The organism is Mesorhizobium sp. USDA 4413, from assembly GCF_056280365.1.
Genome location: NZ_JBVPRP010000001.1, coordinates 2,258,094 through 2,281,844 on the forward strand (window position 1 = coordinate 2,258,094; position 23,751 = coordinate 2,281,844).

The window sequence follows — 23,751 nt, forward strand, 5'->3', positions numbered from 1 at the left end:
CATTGGACGATCGGGAAGGTCGCACCTTGGAGGTGCTGAGTCCGGCAGCGCGCTGGGATCGAGCGCTTCGCGCCCGCAATCAGGCCGCGCCCCTGAAGAAGGCAGTCAATCGTTCAATTCCGTCGTGCAGCGGATGCACTCTGGGCCTCAAAACCAAGGGACGTCCTCCGCTCCCATTGCGCCCCAAGCCGACGATGCTGTCGGCGCCCGCCCTGCCGGCCCCTCGCTTGGCTCACACCGACTTTTGGCTGCTGCTCTAGGTCAAATCAGTGGGCGTCGTCGTCGTTTCCCCTCGGTGTCGGAGGGCGAGGGTCCATCCCGAGAAGAAGGCTTGTTGCATCCTGATGACGAACCCTGGCGCGACGATCGATCGGCTGGACCCTCATATACAGCCGCGCGCCCACCGCGTCAGCAAAGCGTGAGCGAACCGGCTGCGAGACGGGGTGAATGGCCTGTCGACGATAAAGCCGGGCGGGACGGTCACGGCGGAATCTCGCAACGGTACGGACCAAGGCGGCAGCCCGGTGGCGAATCCTGGCGCAGCCATCAAGCGGCCGGAAGCTCGCGCATCGACGCGTTGCCGCCGCATAGACAAAGCGTACCCGATCTGGCTGCCAGATCAGGCGAACGACCTATCGACCATGTAGCTAGGCGGGATGGCCGCACTGCAAACTCGCAAGAACTGCTTAATGGCGCCCTACACGACATTGGTTTCGCTGGTGACATCCGCAAATTCTCAATGGCTGTGGTGCGCTATCGCAAACAACTGAAGATGCCGGAACTTGCAACATTCCTGCAACAGGCCGCTGCCCAGTTCACATCTCGATTTGTCACCAACTGGCAGCACGATATCCGCGCCCGGCAAACATGGGGATATGCCACAGTTTGTAATGCTGTGAGCCGCGAGGAAGGTCCGGCAGGCATGGAAGCTTGCCGGGCCATGGCAGCTCAGGTGTCTAGATTTGCCCACGAGCTCATCGATGTCGAGCCCAAAGCGCTTCCGCTCTTGGCGCTATCGTTTAGCCGATATCCACGGGTGCCGGCCTGCCAAAATGGAATGGGCAGTATTGCTGAATTTTGCTGCCGGCAAAGCGAAGTGCTTCGGGAACTCGACAGTCAAAGCCTGGCCCTGTTGGTGAACGGCTTCAGCAAATGGCCCGAACAGGAAAACTCACGCCTTGCCTCGGTCGCCGTCTCCGGTGAGGTCCGTCGCCGCGCCGAAAGGACAAACGGCCTCGCCGGTTTTGAGCCACAGCATTTGGCGAATCTGGTGAACGGCTTCAGCAAATGGCCGCAAGAGACGGGGTGTGGCGCGGCCACCGTCGCCATCGCCAGCGAAGTCGGCCGTCGCGCTGGCCAAGCCAACTCGCTCTGTGATTTTCATCCGCAGGAATTGGCCAATTTGGTGAACGGGTTCAGCAAATGGCCGGAAGCCGCAGGCTGCGGTGACGGGACAGGCGCGATCGCTGGTGAGGTGCTACGCCGCGGCGCCAGCCGGCTCTCTGCTCTTGATTCGCAGAACTTGGCGAACTTGGTGAACGGTTTCAGCAAATGGCCGGAGAGAACAGGCTGTGGCGCGGCCACGGCGGCGATTGCCAAAGAGGTTCTTCGCCGCGGCGCCGACGCGTTATCTGATTTTACTCCGCAGGGCCTGGCAAATCTGGTGAACGGCTTCAGCAAGTGGTCTGACACAACGGGGTGTGGTGCGGCCACCCTCGCGATCGCGAGTGAGATTCGTCGCCGCGCCAGTGAAGCTGATCGGCTCGACAATTTCACTCACCAGCACCTGGCAAACTTGGTGAACGCCTTTAGCAAGTGGCCTGGAAAAGAGAGTTCACGCCTCGCCACTGTCGCGATCGCCGGTGAAGTCCGTCGTCTTGCCAACCGGCTCTCGAGGTTTGATTCGCAGGACTTGGCGAACCTGGTGAACGGCTTCAGCAAGTGGCCCGCCGAGTTGGCATGTGCCGAAGCCACGGTCGCGATCGCCTGTGAGATTCGTCGCCGCGCCGATAGGCTGTCCGATTTTACTCCGCAGGCACTAGCGAATCTGGTGAACGGCTTCTGCAAACGGCCGGACCAAGTGAGCTGTAGTGGCGCCACGGTCGCGATCGCTGGTGAGCTGGTTCGCCGCGGCCCCGGCCGACTTTCCAGTTTTGCCCACCAGCATCTGGCAAGCCTGGTGAACGGGTTCAGCAAGTGGCCTGATCAGGCGAGCTGCCGCGAGGCCGCGCTCGCGATCGCTGGTGAGGTTCTTTGCCGCCGTGCCCGCCGGCTCCCTGGTTTTGATTCGCGCGAGCTGGCGAACCTTGCGCTCGGTTTCAGCAAATGGCCCGATGAAGCAGCCTGTGGTGACGTCACGGTCGCGATCGCTGGTGAGATGCTTCATCGCGGGGACCGTGCCGATGAGCTATCTGCTTTCAGCCAGCAGGATCTGGCACACTTGGCGATCGGTTTCAGCAAATGGCCAAACCAGGCGGATTGTGCTGCGGCCACCGTCGCTCTCGCCCGCGAGGTTCGCCGCCGCGCCGACGCGCTGTCCGTCTTTGATCCGCAGGATCTGGCCAACTTGGTAGGTTGCTTCAGCAGATGGCCGGAACAAGTGGAGTGTCGCCGCGCTACCGGTGCGATCGGTTGCGAGATCCGGCGCCGCGCTGACCTAGCTGGCCAGTTATCTTATTGTACCCCGCAGTCTCTGGCGAACCTGGTGAACGGCTTTAGCAAGTGGCCGGTAGAGGCGGGCTGTTGCCAAGCCACCGTTGCGATTGCCGGTGAGGTTCGCCGCCGCGGCGCCCAGCTGACCGATTTTACTGCGCAGGAGCAGGCGACCCTGGTGAATGGCTTCAGCAAGTGGCCGGTAGAGGCGGGCTGTCGCGAGGCTACCGTCGCGATCGCCGGCGATGTGGTTCGCCGTGCCGATCGCGCCGAGCAGCTATCTGCTTTCAATCCGCAGGATCTGGCAAATCTGGTTAACGGTTTCAGCAAGTGGACTGACGAGACGGCGTGCGGGGACGCCTCGGTCGCAATTGCTGCTGAAGTTCGTTGTCGCGCCGACCGCACCGGGGGGCTGCCCGATTTCTCCTCGCAGCAACTTGCTATTGTCCTGCATGGCTTCGGCAAATGGCCCGAACAACCGGAATGCCACGGGGCGATCATGGATATAGCGCGCTGGTTCGGCGTGGCGGGTCCAAGATTTAGCACCTTCACTACCGTCGCGCTCGGCACCATCGCCAATATCTTTGGGCGCGGCGTCGTACGGGGACAGGACGCCGGAGAAATCGCAGACACCGCTCTGCTGAGGGATCGGCTGCATCAGCTGGCCCATCATCTTCATTACGCCAGCGATCGCCTGGAGCAGGCCGATGCGCTAAGCATCGCGCATATCTTCAAGGCGCTGGCGAAGGCGCAGTTGCATGACGATTTGGGTCTACTGGCACGGGCAGGCTTGGATCGGCTCGAGGCATTGCGTCGGACCTCTGGCTTTGCCCCGGAGAATCTCGAGACCATGGGCAATCTCTGCGCCGCTCTGGTGCCGTTAGCGCGCAGCTCCCAAAGGGCATTGCGCTGGCACCGCAGGCAGACTTTGAGCCTGCTGAATGACATTCAGCCAGTCGTGGAGCACAAGATCAAGGCGCAACTCAAGGCAAGCGAGGCCGAGCGGATCGCTGGACCGAATTCGAGCCGCTGTCCCGCCTTGTCGATTTATCAAGTGCTCAAGGCCCGTGCTGTCCTTGAGGGGCTTTACAAGAAGCCCTACGTCGATGCCGAAAGTTCCACTTTGAAGCGACGTCGGGATGAGTTGCATCGCGGAACCAGGGAGATCCTGGCCAGCGCGCGCGGCCTCATCGAAGGCGACCTTTCCAACATGAGCTGGAACCTGATCGCGCAGATCGAGGCAGAGGGCCCGGTCGAGGCGCTGGACGAGTTCATGGCGCAGAACGCGGCGCTGATCCAGGCCCGCCATCCAGCCGCCGTCTTCGATGTCCATAAGGTATTGCGTGCTATGGACCACGAGCCGAGACCGCCGGAGGGTGATGCGGGGCTAATGCAGTTGCCGGTGGTGGACATGCAGGGGCGGCGATTGCCGACGGAGCCGGAGACGCGCTATTCCATTTTCCATCGCCTTACCTCAGGGGCGGTGAAGGTGGTCGCGGTACAACTGCCGGGAAAGCCGAGCGCCTTCATGCTGGGGCGGACATTGAGTGTCGAGGGTGTGCCGTACCGGATGGATCTATTCGGCGGCAGCAAGTCAAAACCGCCGAAAAAGACCCTTGCCCAGATCGCCGCCCGCGCTCCAGGCGAAACGGGGGCTCAGGCGCTCGGGGGGAAGCTGCTGGCAATTCCATATGCCGAAACTGCACCGGGTACGGCTTTCGAGCAGCTGTCGCGATCCTGGGCGCCATTCAAAGAAGCCTATTATTACACGCAGCGCCGGGGCTTTGCCGCGCCCCCGGCGATCAAAGGTCTAGGGCCCCACGACTACGCACTCGAAGGAGCCTTCAAACTGTCGCTGCTGCCGGACCGTCCGACGGGCGAGGCGCATCCCTTCAGGCTGACCGGGCCGGAAGGCCCGATCGCCTTGCGACCGCATGACGGTTGCGGCTTCATAAAGGCATCGTTGGCCGAGCGTATGCCGGCTGTTCGTCGGGCCGCTCAAGGCCAAGGTCTCGATCGGGTGGCTGCCTTTGCTGAGGGAAGGAGATCGTCCGTTCCTGCCTCGGCGCTGCAACATTATCCGCGCAGCGAGCTGGTGGCGGATGAGACGCGCGAGAAGGCCAAGACCTGGCTCGACAGCAGAGAAGGACAAGAGCTGAGTGCCGAAGATCTTTTTCGCACCGTGACGGCCGGACACATCGACGCTCCCGGCGCGGTTGCCGTACCGTCCAGTGATGATTGCGTCCATGTGCCCACGCTCAAGAGCGAGACCTTGACGGGAAGGGGTGGCGTGCTGATCGGGCGAGCCCCCTATGACAAGGCCAACCTGCGGCCATTTGGCGCCACGCAAGTGAGGTCGGCAGGTAGTGGGGATGCGACTGCCGCCTTCCTGGATCGCTGCGTAGCCATTCAATACAGTTTCAATGTCGCCGAGAAGAAGGGGAAAGAACTGGCGGGCGACGATCCGATGTTTTTTGCCAAAGGCATCCTGATCGTCGTACCAGATAAGATGTGGCCGGCCGACTACGCCGAGCGTGGGCTGGTACTGTCCGCCGAAGACGTCAAATCGCATTCGAGCTGGACACACGGCAAGGATCGCGCCAAGGTGGACACGCCGGTCGACAGCATAGGCATCCTCCAGGCGACGGAGGTGTTTGCTCCGGGCTCTTTGGTTGCTATCCCGACCAGTGAACAGAAGAAGCTTGATGGCGACTTCGACGGGGACGCCGTCATCATCATCGGCGACCGGCCGCAGCTTTATGAGCATGTGCGGCAGTTCGATGAGAAGGAACAAGCGCGCGGCGTTCGCTCACTCAAGCCGGCGAAGTCGCATACCCCGGCGCTTAAGGACGATAGCTACCAATTCAGTCGTGCCCGCCAGATCCTTGCCACCACGCAGGACGTCCTGGAAACCTATAGCTGCCTGCAGAGAAACTTTCTGGCGCAGTCCGACGAGGCACGACGCTGGTTTGCCGAGCGTGCTGTCTTCGGCACCTACGAAGGCATTCACCACGAGCTCAGGCGGGACATCATTAACCTTTTGAATGCGGAAGAGGTGCGGGGCCAGGATATTCAGGACACGCTCGCCAGGGCGAGGCAGGAGATCGAGGTGGCCCAGCATCCGGTCGCGCGCGAGATGGCCGCGTTGCTTGTGACCGATCTTGCGGCATGGGCGGCGAAGGCGGATCAGCAAAGCTTGTCCGCAACCGTCGAGACCGTGGACGATTTAAGCCTGTCGGTGAGCCCAGCGCTTGCAAACCTCTTCCAGGAATTGGCGGAGAGCTATCCGGCAACGTCCCAGCCTCGCGACCGCATCCAGCTTTTGCTCGACCACACTCAAGCCCGGATCGATCCTTCCCCGGATGGCTACAATCCGGACGACCTCGTCGAAAGCACAAGCAACCTGCTGAGCCTCGGCATTAAGGTCGGGACGGACGCCTATAAATCCGACACCGGCACCCGCCGGTTTCTGAAAAAAAGCCATGAGCTGCAGCGGCTCCTATGCCAGACGCCGGGCTTGCAGCCCGTGCCCTACGTAAAGAGCATGGCGGCGACACTCAGCCAGGGCAGGTTCGATGTCGATGCGACCTTGGAGGAGTTGAAGGACAATCCCACGCTGGCGGCTTCCGTCATGGAGGCCTCGATCAAATTCGCCGCACAGAACGGCCTGTTGCCTGAACGCTCCGGCCGCCGCCCTGCCGCCGTGGATCCCGATGTGACGGCAACGCTGAGCCGCCAAGAAGCATCGGAGCGGGCCAGAATCGAGGCGACGCGCGCCAGAGTTGAAGAGGAGGCAATCACCGCAGCGGCAATCTCGGTTGCCGAGAGCCTCGGGCAGGCCGGCATCCCGGTGAACATGCCGCATTTCGATCGCCGGGTGCGATCGGAAGCCTCGATGGCTGAACAGCTCACCGGATTGAACGCCCCCTCTGGCAGCGTGCCGCAGCTGATTAGCAACGCTGTCCGCCACATTTTCGAACTGCCCGACCAGGAGTTTACCCGTGGCTTTAAGAAAGCCATGTTGGCCTTCGACGAGCGCGGCTACGCCGAACGCCACACGACCAACTGGTTCAGGATGCGCAATCCCACTTTCAGTGGCATCCAGAGCGTGCTCGCCACACCGCATGGTTATCGCTTCCAGCTTGAGTTCCATACGCCGGCCAGCTACCAAGCCAAGCTCGCCAATCATCACACATACAAGCAGCTGGACCAGCTGCGGCGGGTGGGTGGGGACGTTCCTGCGGAGCAACTCATGCAGCGCGTCATGGAAAACTGCCAGGGCGTCGCAGTCCCCGATGGCGCTCTGGCCTTGCTTCATTGGGAAGCCGAAGGCGAACGCAGGGCAAGCGCCACTGGGAAATTGCGACCTGTCGGGCAATCGAACATGCTGCAGACAGTCGGGTCATCACAGGCGAAGGAACTCCTCGCGGCCCTCGGCAGTCGGCCGGTCGTGCTCGTTGGCATGCCAGGCGCCGGCAAATCCAGCATCGGCCCAGCTCTCGCGAAGCGACTGCAGCTCAACTTCCGCGACACAGACAAAATGATCGAAAAGCAGGCCCGTAAATCGATCTCGCGAATCATCGAAGAGCACGGCGAGGCCTACTTCAGGGAGATGGAGGCGAAACTGATCCCCCGTCTGCTGGAGGCCGCGCCCGCGGTGATCGCCATCGGCGGTGGCGCCTTCATGCATGAGCAGACCCGCCGTCTCATCGGCGACAAGGCGGTCTCGATCTGGCTCGATACCAAGCTGGAGGTGATCATAAAGCGCCTCAAAAGGGATAAAAACCGCCCGCTGCTGCAAGGCCCTGACCGGGAGCAAAAGATCGCCCAACTGAGCGATGAGCGCAGACCATTCTACCAACAAGCCGATCTCACCTTCGTCCCGCCTCACCAACAAGGCAAAAAGAACGCGGATCCATGCCTCAGCGCGCTACACGCCCATCTGTGCCCAACGCGGCCGCCACTCAGCAATTAGCCAATATGGTCGCGTCACCAGGATAAACCTAGACAAGCACAGGAACCGAAGGGAGCGTGTGAATGAACCTTCTGTATCGTTTCAAGTCGCTGGGCAGTGCAAACACCGATCGAGAGCGTAATAACCACCGAAACGGAGCCAGGGGGCCATCGTCGATGGCCTCATCGCGCTCCGGATTTGCTGCCGACCCAAAACGCCGCCGCAGCCGCCAAGCGCTCGCTGGCAAAAGCACTCGCTGACTTGCGTCTGAAAAGATACAGCATCGTTCCGCACCTGCGCCATATACCTATGGACCGCCGGTTTAGCGGCGATGGTGAAAAGGTCTATAAGGATGACCGTCGAGCGCCCTACCATATGAATTCATCCATCGACAGGGTTCGCTAGTCCGAACGCCTCACATCAAATGTGCTTCAATGCGGCACCGAGCATTACTGCTCCTTCCGATCCCGCCCTGCCGGGAAAATGGCGCCTTTCAAAGCCGCCGTCGCATCGATATGAGCAGGCCAGCCCGTACACGACCATCAGTTTTGTAACAGCGCCCTTTTGTTTTTTTGTGAGCCGTCAGCTTCTCGAAAGCTCGCGCTCTTACTTTGAGCAAGTCGATTTTCAACACGGCATCGCTGCCTCTTGAGGGCAATAAAGGAACCGAGGTACCTGATGGTCGGATCAATTAGAGGTGGAGGTGGCGGCGCCGGTGTTTCCTTGGCTCGTGCGGGCCATGGGGATAGGCGGGATGAGCCCGGCGGGCCTTCTGGTGGTGGCCGACCGATTGCGGCGGGCGGTCGGGACAGCGGTTCGGTCAGTTCCGGAAATGACGCGCAAGCCGTAGATCAGAGTGCGGCATTCGAAAGTGTTCTGAGTTCCATTGCGTTCCAAATGACGAGCGATTCCATGGCTGATTTCGATGACGCTATGGGTGACATGGAAGAGGATGCCTGACGCCGGATCCTTCGGCGTCAGGAGTGTGAGCCGTCAAGCACGGCACAATTCGAACGGAAAGGTAAAACGATATGTCTAAAGTTGCTCCCGCTGCTGGTGGTGCTGCTCCGGCCATTGGCAATATGGCTGCTGACGGGGCTGGCGCTGCCGCCTTCCAGGCTCAAATTGTGGCGCTCACGAAGATGAGCGCGGAGGCGACGGAAAGGAGTGTGATGCTGCGCACTGTTACGACCAACCTTCAGACGGTCAAGAAGGTGGCCGACGAACGCGTTCAGTAACATCGCAAGCGAGATGTAGCGTCGTCCGGATCGCTGTCTTGGCGGTGCAATGTGGAGTTAAAATGAGCCGTACGGCCATGGCTGTATGGCTCATCTCCTTGTGCGGGAGATTTCCGTGGTTGACGCCATTTCCATCGATTTCGAGGTGCTGTCGGGTCTTTATTCTGGGCTAACTGGCAATGCGCCTCCGGGGCCGAATGTAATCGGTGGTGGTCTTGAGTCCGATATAATTTTCATCGAGCAAGGGCTAGAGCCACGTCATCTTCGTATCAGTCTTCTCGGCAATTCGATCGAGGTCGAGGCCCTTGCGGAGGGGGTCCGCATAGAGGGCAACCAAAATATTGCCGTAGGCGAGCGCGTTGTTGTTTCTCTTCCTGTCGTCATTCATGCGGGCGCGATGTCCATTCTCTGGTCCGTTCAAGATGCCGGGGAGAAGCGCCCCATTGGCATGCGCCGCCTTTCAATGCCAGTCATAGCCGTTGTCTTGCTGAGCTGCATTGGAATCGGCGCGCTTTCAACCCTTTTTTCCCTCTACGGCAGCGCCAGTGGATTGAGCGCCAATCCTACTGACCCCGCACCTAAATCGAAGGTAACCATCAACCGCCCTGGTGATCAGAGCGTCCAGTTAGCGGCGAAAGCGCTGCAAGACGAAATTGATCGGGCGCAGCTATTCGATATCAAGATCCAATCCGCGGACAGTGTTGTTACCGCCGAGGGCACCGTCACGCCTGCCTTGGTCGCCAAGTGGCAGAAGATCCAACAGCAGTTCGATCAACGCACGAACGCAGCGCTTACACTCGTGAACGGTGTGGTGGTCAAAGAGGACAAGGCGCCATCCGCAATCCCCGTTGAAGCTGTTTGGCGCGGGAATCTGCCACATCTTCTGATCGGTGGGCAGAAGTATTTCGTCGGAGCTCTATTGGATAATGGATGGATGGTCGATCGGATTGAGGACGCTCAGGTGCTGCTGAGCCGAAATGGCCGCGTTGCTGCGCTCCCTTATTAAACTTCCAGGTTCGGTAGGAGAACTCCATGGTCAAGATGTCCAGCTTCCCTGTCGGCCCCGGCGCCTCGGCGCGCGATCTTAACATTGAGCCTGCAGGAGCAGCCGAGCCGGCCAATGAAGAAGCCAAGAATATGGAGATCGATCGCGCTCATGCAAATAGCAGCAAGAAGCACGCATCTACTTTGCGTCGTGCGCACACGCACGATATGCCGCCCGCACGCACGGCCAACGGATTGTTGGGAATTAGTGAAATCGAGGCGGTCACGTGCATCAGCCCAAGCGAGAGCACCCACATCAGTGAGGTCGACCCCCGCGCTGCAATGGCCGCTCTTTATGGCAATACTCTCGCAGGTAGCCAGCTCTCTTTCATCACGCCACGCCTGCGTCATCCGGAAATCCTGCGCGAAGGGAAGCGTAGTGTTCTTCTGGAGCGCTTGGTCAACGCATTGGCGGCGGTACCTGAGGATTCGGTGGCGCGTGAAGGTATTGCCGCCCTCCAAGAAGAGTTCCGGCGCCTGGTGCTGTTGCGACTGAACCGGAACAGCTTAATCAAGGCGAGCGAAGGTCGACCTGGATGAAGAATAACACTTCAATGTTGGGCTATCCTGTCGGGACACACCTTGCCAAAGACCGGTGAAGTCGTGCTGATTTCCGAGCAGGAGCGAGATTTGCTCTGCGCCCTTTCCTATACCCACCTTGCGTGCGGGCAGAGCGCCCAAAGCCTAGCCTTGTTGCGGCTCGCCATCAGCGACAATTCTCAAGATGTCAATCTGCTACGGATTTTCGCCTATGCCTTGATTGCTGAGGGGCTCGGCGACGAAGCACTGACGATCCTGGACAGGTTGGACGTACTTGATGACCAGCAATCTTCTCGCGTCCCTTTGACTCTCATGCGTAGCCATGCGCTGCTGCGAGCCCGTCGCATGGACGAGGCGCGAGCGGTTTTCCAAAGCTACGTTTCACTTCGCAGCAGCACAGTTCTTCTCAAACAAACATAAAAAGGTCGCGATGGCGAACCTAATGCGCAACTTCATCGCGCGAGCGCCGGCCAACCCGGACCTAATGGTCGCGTTAATGCTGCTTCTGGCGATCGGCATGATGATCATGCCAATCCCAATCGCGGTCGTTGACGTCCTGATCGGATTCAACCTCGGATTCGCCATACTTCTTCTCATGGTTGCCCTATATGTCGGCACGCCACTTGAACTTTCTTCGCTGCCCGGCGTCATTTTGATCTCTACGGTGTTCCGCCTCGCGCTTACCATTGCAACGTCGCGACTAATCCTTGCGGAGGGGGAGGCCGGTAGCATCATCCATACGTTCGGCGATTTCGTAATCTCAGGCAACATCGTCGTCGGTTTTGTCATCTTTCTAGTGGTGACCATGGTCCAATTCATGGTTCTGGCAAAGGGTGCCGAACGCGTTGCAGAAGTGGCGGCGCGATTCACGCTCGACGCTCTGCCAGGCAAGCAAATGGCGATCGATGCCGAGCTAAGAAATGGCCACATCGACGAGAATGAATCTCGTAGGCGGCGCGCCATGTTGGAGAAAGAAAGCCAGCTTTATGGCGCTATGGACGGGGCCATGAAGTTCGTTAAGGGCGATGCCATCGCGGGGCTGGTGGTTATCTGTATCAATTTGCTGGGCGGAGTTTCCATCGGGCTGTCTAAGGGGTTGCCCTTCGGCCAGGTGCTGCACCAATATACTCTGCTGACCATAGGTGATGCACTAATCTCACAGATTCCGGCACTGCTGCTGTCGATTTCATCGGCGACCATAGTCACGCGTGTGGGTGGGGCCGGGAGACTCAACCTTGGTGCCGACATAGCCGGCCAGCTCACCGCCAATACGCGGGCATTGAGGCTGGCTGCTGGTGTCTTAGTTGCGATGGGGTTTGTTCCTGGCTTCCCTCTGCCCGTCTTTCTGGTGTTGGCCGCGGTCTTCGCGACGGCAAGTTTTACCAAAGGCGATAAGCAAACCGGCGACGATGCCACTGCTACCACTGCAGCTCCAGGGACGCCAAAAAAGCAAACCCCACCTGCGGAAGGAGGTCCGGTCACCCTGCTCCTTGCACCGAGCCTTGGAGATGCGATCAACCAAATCGAATTGCAACAGCACATTAAGCGCGTTTCGGAACTGGTCTCATCTGACCTCGGCATTATTGTTCCCCGCATCCCTGTTGCAGTCGAACAGCAGTTGCCGGAGTCGCAATTCAGGATAGATGTCGAGGGCGTCCCGGTCGAACAGGATGCGATTGATCCGACGCAGCTAAGGCTTACCGACGATCTGGCCAATATTGAATTGAGCGGCATCCCCTTCCAGCATGACCCACAAGCGGGCAAGATCTGGGCCGAACAAAGCCATGCATCGGCTCTCAATGACGCCGGCATTGGCTATCACAGTCCCATCGAACTTATTGCATCGCGAGTCCAGGCAACGCTCGCGCGGCGTGCGCGGCGCTTGGTGGGCATCCAAGAGACCCGTGAATTGCTGGGCCGGATGGAGCAGGAATATGCCGAGTTGGTGAAGGAGGTGCTACGCACGACGCCAATCCCCCGGATCGCCGATGTCCTGCGCCGTCTACTGGACGAAGATATCCCGATCCGCAACACCCGCCTCGTCTTGGAGGCATTGGCCGCATGGGGGGAGCAGGAGCAAAACGTCGCATTGTTGACGGAACATGTCCGTTCCGGTCTGACGCGGCAGATCTGTCATCGTTTTGCCAACGCTCAGGGTGTCGTGCCCGCCGTTGTTATCGAACGTGAAACCGAGAATTTGGTGCGCAGCGCGATACGTGATTCGGCTGTTGGTCCCTACCTCGTGTTAGGAGATGCTCAAAGTGAGATGCTGCTGTCACAAATGCGGCAGATCCATTCGAACCCTGCGCCGGGTCAGCGCCGTCCTGTCATATTGGCTTCAATGGACGTCCGACGCTTCGTCCGCGGTTTCCTTACGCGCAACGGGATCGATCTCGTCGTTTTGTCTTATCAGGATCTGGATTCGGAGTTTACGATTCAGCCGGTCGGATCCGTCAAGCTCACCGCTGCAACGAATCATGAACCGTCAGGAGAACGTAACGATTTGCGCGTTGAGCCAAGCTGAAGTGCGTAGCATCAGTCGTAAGGATAGCTGCATTCACATGTTAACAACAGTCGTTCCGCCGTTGCGTTCAGTTCGTCTGGCGTCAGTTCCCTTCGCAATACTTGCAATTCTTCCTCTCGGCGGTTGCAATAGCTGGGGCACGCAAGCTCTTTCAGTGAAGGAGACGCCGTCACCCGAGTTGCTCGGTGCCAAGGATATCAATCCGGCCATGCGCGAACGCATCTTGACCTCCGTTGGTGAGGATGCTCACGAGCGGGCTTTGCGGGATCAGCTGCAGCAGGAACCAGGCAATGTCGACGCCGCGATCCATCTTACGAAAGCCCTAGTAGCAAAGAAACGCCCGAAGGAGGCGCTTCAGGTGCTCGACGGGGTTTTGATTGCGGCTCCAGACAACTTGCGCACATTGAACGCGAAGGCAGTTGTGCTCGACATTTGCGGTCGGCATGGCGCGGCACAAGCGCTATATCGCCAAGCTCTCAGAAAAGAACCCGGGAACCAGATGTTGGTCAACAACCTCAACCGGTCGCTCGCGCTTGATGAGAAGTCAGGACGGAGTGCGCCGGCACGATCGGGGTAGACTGGCATTCGCGCGGAAGCTCATCGCAGGCGATCAACATAGTCGCAGCAGCTTTTCATCAGTTGTTCCCCCCATTGTTCGCGCAAAACCTGACGAGCCCGAAATCAGCGCGAAAAATCGTGGTCCATAGGTACGCGAATTGATCTCTCAAATGCTTGAATCCAGAAAGTGGACGCCTTCCACGGTAATCAAACAGAGTATGTCTCCGAACGTACGTGCCTCTGCGTTCTTGAAACTTGAAGGCGCAGAAGAGGGTGCTTATCGCTACGACATGAGATGTCGTTCAGAAAGGGCGCAGCATTTTGTTGTCAATGAAGACCTGGCGCGTGGTCTCTTGGGTGATGTAGCTCAGTACCGGGGCAGCGCGGTTCAGCAAGAGCGACCAATTGGAATTTTTTCGAGTGTCTATTCTTGTGAAATCAGGCGTAGCTTTCAGCTGGCCGACTGGCGCGAGGGTCTATGAAAAAGGGGCCTCTAACCGACCTTTTAGTCGAACGGTTTGAGTCGATGCCGCCTCAGCTCCAGCGAGCTGCCCGGTTCGTGTTGGACTATCCGCAGGATGTCGCGTTGATGTCCATGCGCGAGCAAGCGCAATTAGCGGGTGTGTCCCACACGACCATGATGAGGCTAGTCCGATGGCTCGATCTCGACCGCTACGAAGACATGCGCAGCATTTATGCGAAGGCCCTGCGCACGTCTGTCGAATCGCCGCTACCTGAGCGTAGGCAGGAGGGCGATGGCGCTTACTCAACGGTCGGAGTCCTCGCGGGCACGCTGGCAGCGGAAATCGCGAGGCTTGGGGAATGCGCGAACACGATGCAGCCAACGGCTGCTGCCAGTATCCTTGCCGAAAGCCGAAATCTCTTCAGCCTTGGCCTGCGCGCAGAGCATCCGGTGGCGCAGCATTTTGCCTACACGCTGTCACGGCTCGGCCGGCAGGCGATCGTTCTTGATGCAGCCGGGGGACTCGGCATCGATGCCTTGCGGGGCGTCGGCAAAGGCGACGTATTGCTGGCGGTAGGTATCGAGCCTTACTGCCGTGCAACCATCGAAACGGCTAGGCAAGCAGCGCGCCAAGAAGTGGCTGTGGTTGCCATCACCGACAGCAGCGTATCGCCGCTCGCCCGTATGGCCAAGGCAAGCGTCATTGTAATCAGCAACCCTCAATCCTTCTTCAAAAGTATCGCGCCGGCTCTGGCAGCAAGCGAGATCTTGGCCAAGTTGATCGCCGCCAAGTCCGGAATGAATGTCGATGAGGTCGTGAAGGAAATCGAGCGTCAGCTCGCGGAGCTCGATGTCTTCTGGAAACCGCCTGATAGTGGGAAGCGCAGCAGGTGGGCGAAATGTAATCAAAACCGCTGGAATCGGGATTAGCGGAGTGATTATCCGCGCAAGGCGACATGGAAGGGTGCGCCTGTCACAAGCGCCTGGACGGCTCGGCCTGGTACCAGACCCTGCACGTGCGGAGAAACCAGCAACTGCTCGGGATCGGCAGCGCGCAGGAGAGATGATTTGAGCGTGAAAATGGCAGCGAGCTCCAGCCTGACAAGTCCGCACTCAAACGACTGATAGCTCAATGCTCTCCTTGCAAAACGGCTGGCATCCACACGGGTTCAATCGCGCCAACAAGGTGCTTTACCGGCTCAACCTACATTCGCGACATTGCTCGCCAGATCGCCGGCCAAGAAGAGCCCGAGGTGAAGATGACCACTCTACCAGGCTTCAGCGGTTCCGGAGCATCGTCAGCGCGAGGCTACAAACACCCGCGCATGAGGCAACGCTTGAATTTCGCGGATCATCGTTACGCGAGGCAATACGCACGCTCACCTAGGCTGCCACGCCGCAGGGCGGCATAGGCGAGGCGCGGCATAACCAGATCCGGCAGCTTCGCAACGAGGCCGGAGGGGGGCTCGTCGAACGGGAAGATCGGCGGGCCGTGCAGCGATGGAGTGATGATCTCGACTGCGACCTGCCGCGCTCTCGGTCCGTCAGCCTGTCGACAGCTAAGCCCCATAGAACAGTTTTCCAGCCGCCAGGGCGGCTTGAGCTGCTCGGAACAGGCAAGGGAGATATCATGGATCCCTTTAGCAATATCAATCGATCCCACGTCTCAGATTTCCCTCGCAAAGACGATGCAGGCTCGAAACAGCAGCAGACCGACCAGGCGAGTTTTCAGGAGCATCTGAACGCGCTGCAGCCGGGCCAGCTTCGGCAAGCTGTTCCAAACAGCCGTCTCGCCAGGCGGCGGACCGGCTTACATGCAGATGCGGTTGGACCGAGGAAGCTGCAAGGGGAGGGCGCCGGGGAAGGCGGTTCGCACTTGCCCTTTGCTCCACCAGCTCACTCACCTGCGCATAGTTTTGACCAGGACGAGCTCTTTGCCGCCGCCGACCGCGCCGGGCCGTTGCCGGCTGCAAGTTTCGCTTCGGCGCAGTTCTGGCAGGATGTGGAGCGGGTGGTCCACTCAACCGCGGAAAGTGTAGATCAGCCGCGGAGCCGCGCAGCGATTGGGGGTTATGAAGCTTTGAATTCCGTCCCGCCGTCGCGGGTCAACGTGCCCGCCACGGGATTTGGAAGCGCACCCGGTGGTGTGAGCCTTCCTGTCGCGAACGCATATCGGCCTGCGGCCAATCAACAGGGCGATGTGACCGGCGCGCGCCATAAAACGCTGGCCGAGGCACCGCACCAGGCTTCCGTCGTTCAGCGAACGCGCAGCCGCAAGCGCGACCGCGAGCACCCGGACGAGGCGCTTTTTGCCGCCTACCGTGCCGAGGCGGCTAAAACAGCCAAGGTGGGTAAAAGCTCGATTTCTGGCGATATAACGGCGCTGCGCAAGTTCAGCATATGGCTTGACGAGAATCATCAGAGCCAAATCTGCGGTCGGATTGAGGACGGGCAGCTGGTCGGTCTGGTGGAGGACTTTGCGAGCAACGATGCCGTACTACTGGGCGACACCAAGGTGGCGTTGGGAAGGCTCCGGCAGCATTCTGCCGGACAGCCTGTGACGGCTGGTTCGGCTATTCGACCCGGCACGAAGGACGATGAGGAACTCTTCGCCCAATACCGGGCAAAAGCCGTGGTCAAAGAACCGGCCGTGAGGCGCGATTTAGCGGCCCTGCGCCAGTTCAGCAAATGGCTCGACGAGAACCACCGGACGCAAATCGCCGGCCGGATTGAGGATCCCGGATTGGACACGCTGGCGAAGGACTTCGCGGAGCGCGTGAACGAGCGTATCAATCCGGCGTTGAAGAGGCTCCGGCAAGCTTCTGTCAGACAGCCTGGGACGGCTGCTTCGAATGTTCGACTTGGCACCAACGACTACGACCAACTCCTTGCCCAGGCCGCCGGCCTCGAAGAAGGAACCATGGGAGGCGATTTGACCGGCGCGCGCCAAACGATGCCGGCCGAGGCGCCGCACCAGGCTTCCCTCGTTCAGCAAACGCGCAGCCGCAAGCGCGTACGAGAGCACCCGGACGAGGCGCTTTTTGCCGCCTACCGTGCCGAGGCGGCGAACACAGCCAAGGTGAGTGGACCCTCGATTGATCGCGATACAACAGCGCTGCGCAAGTTCAGCAAATGGCTGGCCGAGAACCACCAGAGCCAAATCGATGGTCGGATTGATGACGAACAGCTCGACAGCATGGCGAAGAACTTCGCGCGCAACGATGGCAAACTACTGGGGCAACTTAGCGTGGCATTGGAAAGGCTCCGGCAGCATTCTGCCGGACAGCCTATAACAATTGCTTCAAATATCCGGGAATTTGGCACGAAGGACGATGAGGAACTCCTAGCCAGATATCAGACAAGAGCCGTAGCTGCCCGCCTCAAAAAAGGAACCATGTGGCACGATCTAGCGGCGCTGCGCAAGTTCAGCAAATGGCTTCACGAGAACCACCGGACGCAGATCGCCGGCCGGCTTGAGGACCCGGGGCTGGACAATCTGGCGAAGGACTTCGCGAGCAACGATGCAAAATTACTGAGTGAACTTAATGTGGCGTTGGGAAGGCTCCGACAAGCCTATGCCGGAGAGACTGTCACAACAGCTAGATCGCGCCCTGTCAGCGAAGAGAACCAGGTGATCGAAGATGCATGTCGGGCAGCTGCAAGCAGGTACAGTCAAGTCACGCTTACGATCTATCGGAGCCATTTGGGTCGTTTCAATAGCTGGCTTAGCCAGCACTTCGGCAAGGGCATTGCCCAGATTGAACCCGCGATGCTGAGCCGGGCAGTTGACGAGTACAAGATGACCGCAGCCCCCGTTTTCGGCACAGCCTGGGGCTTTCTGCAGAAATACCTGCAAATGGTCGCAGCCAACAACGCGCTGGGCTTGGCAGCCCATGGACAAGCGACCCCGCGCGAGCAGCCACGCAACCCGCCCACTGGAACTATGCAGAGCACCTCACCCGCCTTCTCGCCCATCCCCATCGCCCCGGGCGACCCGGCCTGGGACGTCTTGCGAGCCTTCCATGAAGAAGAGGTTGTAAAGCGTGGCGCGCCAATGGCTACCGATGTGCCGCAGTTCCATCCGACGACATCGCTCCCGCCACAGTTGGCCCCCGCGCTGGCCCCTTCCTCGCCTGCTCAAAGTGCCGGCTCGTCCTCGATCTTCGCCGGCTTCGCGCCGCTATCGCCCACACCTTATCGGCGTCCGGATTTTGCTCTGAACGCGCTCACGCCCGGGCAGCTGACTGAGGAGGGTAGCGCCTCGGGCCATTGGACCGCAGTTGGCGGCTCGGCAATTGCCCAGCCCGGCTCGTCACGTAAATCATCGCAGATCCATGCCGATCTTGATGACATTGTCGACTTGCAGGACGATGCCGGCTCGGCGCCTCGGTCGGATGCTGCTACGTCGAGATTGATTGCCGGGCCATCGCCGTCATCGAGCGTGCCTGGCGAAGGTTCTGCGGCGTCGAGCGCTGCACATGGCAGGCTCCCGGATCTCGGGCCACAGCTTGGCTCGCGGGAGCAGGTCGGTCGGGGGGCAGGGCCCGCCGCCTCGCAGGAAAGCTACGACCAGTCGCAGCTCTGGCGCGAGGTGGACCAGGCCGGAAGGCAAAGACCTGCCGGTTGGGAGCGTCCCTGGTCAGGGTGGTCGCCGCAGTCGGATCAGGATCGGGGGCCAACGCGGCGGTCCGCGTCAGCTCGCTCGTCAGATATCTACCGCGGCCTTGGCTCCCTGGTCGATCTGCCCTCCACACCGGCCGAGCTGCGTGACGATGCCCATTATGCCCCGCCTCCACCCACAGCCTCCGACGCTCGGGCTGGGGCGCCCGATCCGCGAGCCTCCTCGTCCGACCGCAGCGAACTGGCGCTCGGCGCCACGCAATGGCTGGGGGATCAGCACATCCAAAGAGACTACGAACTGCTGGAGCAGGAGCTGCAGAGGGACAATCCGGATCTCGCCGCCCGAACGCGGCTGGTCGATCCCCTGGTCGCGCATTACCATCTGCGCCTGGGCTCCGATAATGCCGCCCTCAGGGCTTTCCAGCGCATCGTCTATGATCGCGATGGCAGTGATACGGCCGACTTCCTGTTCCTGCCTGTCAACAATGCCAGCACTACCGATCCTGAACGCCGCGGCAGCCACTGGTCGCTGCTGCTGGTTGATCGACGCGAGCGGGAAAGGCCGGTTGCCTATCATTACGACTCCTACGGCCGGCTCAACGCCCAGCCCGCGGCACAGCTCGCACGACGGCTGGGAGCCCGCCTGGAGCCCGCCCGTATCACCCAGCAGCAGAACGGTTATGATTGTGGGGTCTTTGTGCTTGACGGCACGAGGGCGCTGGTCAGCCGACTGGGGCAAAGGCGGCAGCCAGCCGGGCTCAACCTCGACAACCTCATCATCGATCGGCAGGCACTGCAAGACCGACTGCGGGGCTGATGTCGGCCTCTGCTGGTCAAAAAGCGATATACCGACCGAGGTGTTCTGGAATCCAGCTGATCACGGAGCCGCTGTGCGCCATCGCTAAAGCTCGCACGAAGAGGTCGAGCTTCAAATGTAATGAATTTCAGTTCCAAATTTGATTTAGGGCTGCCCACCTAGGAGATCGGTCATCAGCCGATAGCTTTCCGCCCATGTTTGATTCTTCTTGCCACGATCGCAGGGCTGAGAGCCTGCGTGCAAGCTACCGGACTTGCACGGGTCCGCTTTATTTCGGAGGGCCTTGGGGAGGAAGAAGCCTGTCGCCTGCCCACTTAGTGGATGCGTTGCTCTGGAATCACCCACTCTCGATTGTTGTGCTCTTATGAACCTCAGACATAGACGCGTGGAACGTGGTCCCGGAGCTGAGCATAAAGCCCGACGATGTCGGTGCCCCACCAGGTGGCGACCTCGTACTGTGTGATGGTCTGCTCTCCCTGCTGCCCGAGCAAGAGCACCTGATCGCCGAAACAAGCATCGGGGACATCCGTGAGGTCGATACGGAGATGTTCTAAATGAACCGGCGGCAGCAGAGGCGCACGCCGGCCTCTCACCAGTGCCTCAGCGCCGGGCGGGAGCTGGCGTGGTAGCCCGTCTCCCCAACCGATACCGAGCACTCCGACGACCATTCCTTGCTGGTAGCCAGGCAGGTCCGGCGCTGTCCCGAGCGAGGAGTCGGTCCGCTTGATTGAAACCAGAGAGCTCGAAATGGCCTTAAGAGCCGGCCGCAGGGCGACAGGCCGGGCGGAAGGATCCGTCTCGGAGACACCAATGAACAAGGCGCCGGGATCGACGGCGTCGAAATCCATCTCAGGGTATCGAAGCACGCCCGCCGTGCTCGCCACCATCGCAATGGGAGGTCGTGTCCCCGAAGCATTGGCCGATTGAAGAATCTGCTGCAAACGTGAGCGCTGTTCGCTTAGGTGGAAGGGCGTCTTCGAAGGCAGTTCGCTGAGATGCGCATAAAGCCCTTCGACGTCGACATCGTCATAAGCATGGGCGGCCGCGAGCAATGCCCCGACAGCCGACGGCGCTGCCCCCGACCTGTAAAAGCCAAGATCAACCTTGACAAAGACCCGCGTGCTGTCCATCGCGGCCCGCCAGCGTTCCAGTTCCTCGAGGCTGGAGATCGTGACCGTAAGCCCGAGCCGTTCGATGATTTCGGCCGATGACGGTAGAGGTCCTGGATAGAGCAGGATTGGAAGCTCGACTCCCATATGCCTTATCGCGACCGCATCCGGCAGCGCAGCGACGCCGAAGCCGTCTACCCCCTCTGCAGCCAGAGCTGAAGCCACTGGTCCGGCGCCGCAGCCATAACCGTTGCGCTTCAGGCATGCGAAAATCCGTACTGCCGCGGGCAGGTGTGCGCGAAGCTGGCGATAATTGTGCCTGATCGCGTCTAGGTCGATCTCGTACCAGCTGCCGCGCAGCGGCGTGCGGTGGGGGTCAGAGGCGGCGGGTGGACCGCAATGTATCAGTGTCTGATAGTCAAGCTGCATAGCAAAAACATGAAAACAATCCCGAGAACGTCGATTTACCAAGTCTTTCCGAGGCTGTCCAAGTGTTGATGATAGGTTGGTTCCTAACCGCGCTCGGGAGCATTCCACCCCTCAAGGAGGCATTTAACCATAGAGGGCAAGGCCATCAGTGTTGGCAGGCCCGCATGCCCTCAGGAAGCTTGCGGGTCTCTCTCGGCGAGCGCCGCTTTGGCTTGTCAGGTAGTCTTGCGGCCAAGTCCCATTGACTTGGCAAGCGAAGAACGTGCGGCGGCGTAATTCGGGGCCACCATCGGATAGTCAGCCGGCAGGCCCCATTTGGCGCGGTATTCATCCGGCGTGAGGCCATAGTGAAGGAAAGATGCCGCTTCAGCGACTTGAACTTCTTCCCGTCCTCCAAGCTGATGATGTAGTCCGGCGTGACGGACTTCCTGATGGGCACAGCTGGCGTGAGAGCTTCCGGCTTTTCCGCCGCGCCGCTGCCGGCGCTCTTCAACGCTCCATGCACTCGATCGATCAGGGCCGGGAGATCTCCGACCGGGACTGGATTGTTCGAGACATAGGCTGAGACCACCTCGGCGGTCAGCTCGATGACGGCGCTGGTGTTGTCGTCGGTTTCTTCCATCGCGGTGCACTCCTGGCCTAAAGCAATGTCGCCGAAGCTCTCCGTTTTTTAACGGTGGCGCGGCATGGACGCAACGAAGTCCGCGGGTAACGGGGTCGGGTTGAGGGGCCACGGAGGCTTCTGCCACCAACGGCCCGGGAATCGCGGGATTATCGCCGCCCTCGCGGGCTCGACAAGGTCATGAAGTTTATCGGACCTGGGTCCGCTTTATCATGGTGTCGGGTTGCGCGATTGTCGGCGCTATGGACAAAGGTGAGCGATGCGCCAGACGAAGAAGGCGTTGCCTTTCGTGCCGAGCGAATTTCGCACTTCGACACTCGAGGATTCCAAAGGAATGATTGACATTCTCTCGATTCACACCACCGAAGGCCTGTTGGATATCGCGCTTGACGCGCACGCTGCCTGCGCGAACCTGAATGCCATCGGTTCGATCCGATCGAAACTGGGCCTGCATAAAGAAAGCCCGGTCGTAAGCCGGGCCCAGGAGTTAAACGGGAACGCAAGGGCCAACCGGAGGGATCAGCCGTCCCTTAGCTTGCATCCGCATCATGACGGCTGAATGAAGTCTCGCTAGGCAATACTTTGCGGTCGCCGCCTCGGCCAAGCGCAAACGCCTCGAACCCTGCGGCGTGGGTGAACTGGACAGCAGCCGATCAGGTGAGGCGAAATCGGGAACCGCGGTTCCCGGCGAGTGAGCGCTTAACGAATCTCCCGATTCTTGGGGCGAATGGGTCCCTCCTGTCACGGGCCGAGGTTCCCGGCACGGTGGGCTGTGCAACATGTGTGGACGCATCGCCCGCAAGGGCGCGGTCTCATAGGTCTGCGAATATGCACTGAAAACGAGATGGCGGGCCGACCTAACTTGGTGGTCTCCGGCAATCGCGCAGCCGCAACAGCTGCCGCCGGGCTGAGTAGCTTCCTTCGGAAAGTCTTCCGCCAACTTCAGTGACGTGTGCACGGAGGGCAGGGGCGGCTCGAGCCATCCATCCGGCGGGAGGAGAAGAGTTATAAGAATCGGATGGCGACGCGAGCCGCAGCCGAGCCCTATCGCGAACTGTCCGGCGATGACAAATTACGAAATGTAAAGGCCTTCATTTGAACTTGATCTGAACGAATGCTGCCCGGTGAAATTGGCCCGGCCCCCACGGCCTGGAAGCCTCCCACTTTGCCGCCTATTGCTGGACCAATCCGAGATCAGTGGCAATAGCAGCCGTCCATCCGATCTAACGTGGGAGCTGTTGGACGGTTTTGCCACCCCTATCTCTGAGCCGAAGGGAATTCGGTTGGCTTTTAAGACAGCCACGCAGCAATCGTTATTGCCCATTGCGTTATGCGATTACAAGGACGGCTACGATCGCCTCCGAGCTCGTGGACTTCTGAGGGTGACCGCTTAGTCGTGGCCATACCAGACAGAGTGACCCAACCAGATGTAGGAGGAAGCGATGGGCAGGATCCCAAGCTTGCACCGAGCGCGGCGCTCAGCCAACCTCACCTCCTCAAAAGCTGAATTCTATTCTTCGCCGAATGAGCGATTGCGAGGTTCAAGCGCTCTCCGCCGAAGACTTTGTCTTTGTCCGCGCCGCCGAAGGCTCGGTCGGCGCTCCCGCCGGCCGAGATGGGGTCCTTGCCAGCACGGCCGTCGAACCGAGCATTACTTTGGAGAAATCTAGGATTAAGTCGTCACCGCTACTGCCGGACGCGGTATTAGCTGCGGGCCTAGCTTCGATGGGCTTTGCCACCGCATTGCTCCTCATGATTGATTTCATCGCACACTTGTGTCGCTGGTCGAATTTGTAAAATCGATTGATTGGATAGAATGCATTCACTCGCTGGATGCCCTGGGGTAGCGCGCCATATCACACGCTGGAAGCTGGGTGGCTCCTCGCGGGCTTGCCCATCGTGTAGGCCGGAAACGAGCACAGCGCTTCAAGGCCCCAGTCGACCCGAATGCAATGGCGGCCACCCAGCTCGGTCTCGATTCATGCCATGCCGTGCCGGCAGGCGTTCCCCAATCTGCTCCGACGCTGGCCTCACAGGCAGCAACCGCGGCACGGCTGGCACCTCTCAGCGGGAAAGCTCTACCGTCGATTGAGCCTATGCGCTGCTCGATCGTGCGAATGAGCGCGGGAATGCCGTCAATGTCGGTGAGATCGTCTGGGAACGCGGCAGCCTCGATGCCAG

Annotated in this window: 11 protein-coding genes and 1 pseudogene; 10 read left to right on the plus strand and 2 right to left on the minus strand. The window is 60.0% G+C overall.

Going from position 1 to position 23,751, the window contains the following annotated elements:
• Positions 1-739: 739 nt before the first annotated feature.
• From ACVMIM_RS11055 to ACVMIM_RS11095, 9 genes are all read left to right on the plus strand, one after another.
• Positions 740-7,627, plus strand: coding sequence for a shikimate kinase (locus ACVMIM_RS11055; RefSeq protein ID WP_082037185.1), 6,888 nt, complete (start codon positions 740-742; stop codon positions 7,625-7,627).
• Between the two features lie 1,010 nt (positions 7,628-8,637).
• The gene (locus ACVMIM_RS11060; RefSeq protein ID WP_040985410.1) at positions 8,638-8,844 is read left to right on the plus strand and encodes a hypothetical protein; all 207 of its coding nucleotides are present in this window, start codon (positions 8,638-8,640) and stop codon (positions 8,842-8,844) included.
• Between the two features lie 115 nt (positions 8,845-8,959).
• Positions 8,960-9,850 carry a SctD/MshK family protein gene (locus tag ACVMIM_RS11065; RefSeq protein ID WP_040986118.1) on the plus strand — a complete coding sequence of 297 codons (891 nt, stop codon included), beginning with the start codon at positions 8,960-8,962 and terminating at the stop codon, positions 9,848-9,850.
• 26 nt (positions 9,851-9,876) lie between these two features.
• Positions 9,877-10,428 (plus strand): hypothetical protein, encoded by a 552-nt coding sequence (locus ACVMIM_RS11070; protein ID WP_040985408.1) that lies wholly within the window; start codon positions 9,877-9,879, stop codon positions 10,426-10,428.
• 42 nt (positions 10,429-10,470) lie between these two features.
• A complete protein-coding gene (locus tag ACVMIM_RS11075) occupies positions 10,471-10,848 on the plus strand; it encodes a tetratricopeptide repeat protein (protein WP_052457890.1) in 378 nt (125 codons plus the stop codon).
• A 10-nt stretch (positions 10,849-10,858) separates the two neighbouring features.
• Positions 10,859-12,952 carry a type III secretion system export apparatus subunit SctV gene (gene sctV / locus ACVMIM_RS11080; protein WP_040985404.1) on the plus strand — a complete coding sequence of 698 codons (2,094 nt, stop codon included), beginning with the start codon at positions 10,859-10,861 and terminating at the stop codon, positions 12,950-12,952.
• Positions 12,906-13,529 carry a tetratricopeptide repeat protein gene (locus ACVMIM_RS11085; RefSeq protein WP_476111947.1) on the plus strand — a complete coding sequence of 208 codons (624 nt, stop codon included), beginning with the start codon at positions 12,906-12,908 and terminating at the stop codon, positions 13,527-13,529. The genes sctV and ACVMIM_RS11085 overlap by 47 nt, the downstream gene beginning before the upstream one ends.
• A 459-nt stretch (positions 13,530-13,988) precedes the next feature.
• Positions 13,989-14,903 carry a MurR/RpiR family transcriptional regulator gene (locus ACVMIM_RS11090; RefSeq protein WP_476111949.1) on the plus strand — a complete coding sequence of 305 codons (915 nt, stop codon included), beginning with the start codon at positions 13,989-13,991 and terminating at the stop codon, positions 14,901-14,903.
• 700 nt (positions 14,904-15,603) lie between these two features.
• Positions 15,604-19,410 (plus strand): Ulp1 family isopeptidase, encoded by a 3,807-nt coding sequence (locus tag ACVMIM_RS11095; protein ID WP_476111951.1) that lies wholly within the window; start codon positions 15,604-15,606, stop codon positions 19,408-19,410.
• Positions 19,411-19,781: 371 nt separating this feature from the next.
• Here the strand turns inward: ACVMIM_RS11095 and alr are convergent, their stop codons facing one another.
• The gene (gene alr / locus ACVMIM_RS11100) at positions 19,782-20,948 is read right to left on the minus strand and encodes an alanine racemase (protein ID WP_082037182.1); all 1,167 of its coding nucleotides are present in this window, start codon (positions 20,946-20,948) and stop codon (positions 19,782-19,784) included.
• A gap of 215 nt (positions 20,949-21,163) precedes the next feature.
• A pseudogene (locus ACVMIM_RS11105) lies at positions 21,164-21,570 on the minus strand (Ros/MucR family transcriptional regulator).
• Between the two features lie 259 nt (positions 21,571-21,829).
• Here ACVMIM_RS11105 and ACVMIM_RS11110 point away from each other — a divergent pair.
• The gene (locus ACVMIM_RS11110; RefSeq protein WP_071102026.1) at positions 21,830-22,129 is read left to right on the plus strand and encodes a hypothetical protein; all 300 of its coding nucleotides are present in this window, start codon (positions 21,830-21,832) and stop codon (positions 22,127-22,129) included.
• Positions 22,130-23,751 lie beyond the last annotated feature (1,622 nt).

What these genes read in the sequence shown, in the direction of transcription:
- ACVMIM_RS11055 (WP_082037185.1), top strand. Translation starts at nt 740, where the DNA reads ATGGCTGTGGTGCGCTATCGCAAACAACTGAAGATGCCGGAACTTGCA.
- ACVMIM_RS11060 (WP_040985410.1), top strand. Translation starts at nt 8,638, where the DNA reads ATGTCTAAAGTTGCTCCCGCTGCTGGTGGTGCTGCTCCGGCCATTGGC.
- ACVMIM_RS11070 (WP_040985408.1), top strand. Translation starts at nt 9,877, where the DNA reads ATGGTCAAGATGTCCAGCTTCCCTGTCGGCCCCGGCGCCTCGGCGCGC.
- sctV (WP_040985404.1), top strand. Translation starts at nt 10,859, where the DNA reads ATGGCGAACCTAATGCGCAACTTCATCGCGCGAGCGCCGGCCAACCCG.
- ACVMIM_RS11085 (WP_476111947.1), top strand. Translation starts at nt 12,906, where the DNA reads ATGAACCGTCAGGAGAACGTAACGATTTGCGCGTTGAGCCAAGCTGAA.
- ACVMIM_RS11090 (WP_476111949.1), top strand. Translation starts at nt 13,989, where the DNA reads ATGAAAAAGGGGCCTCTAACCGACCTTTTAGTCGAACGGTTTGAGTCG.
- ACVMIM_RS11095 (WP_476111951.1), top strand. Translation starts at nt 15,604, where the DNA reads ATGGATCCCTTTAGCAATATCAATCGATCCCACGTCTCAGATTTCCCT.
- alr (WP_082037182.1), bottom strand. Translation starts at nt 20,948, where the DNA reads ATGCAGCTTGACTATCAGACACTGATACATTGCGGTCCACCCGCCGCC.
- ACVMIM_RS11110 (WP_071102026.1), top strand. Translation starts at nt 21,830, where the DNA reads ATGCGCCAGACGAAGAAGGCGTTGCCTTTCGTGCCGAGCGAATTTCGC.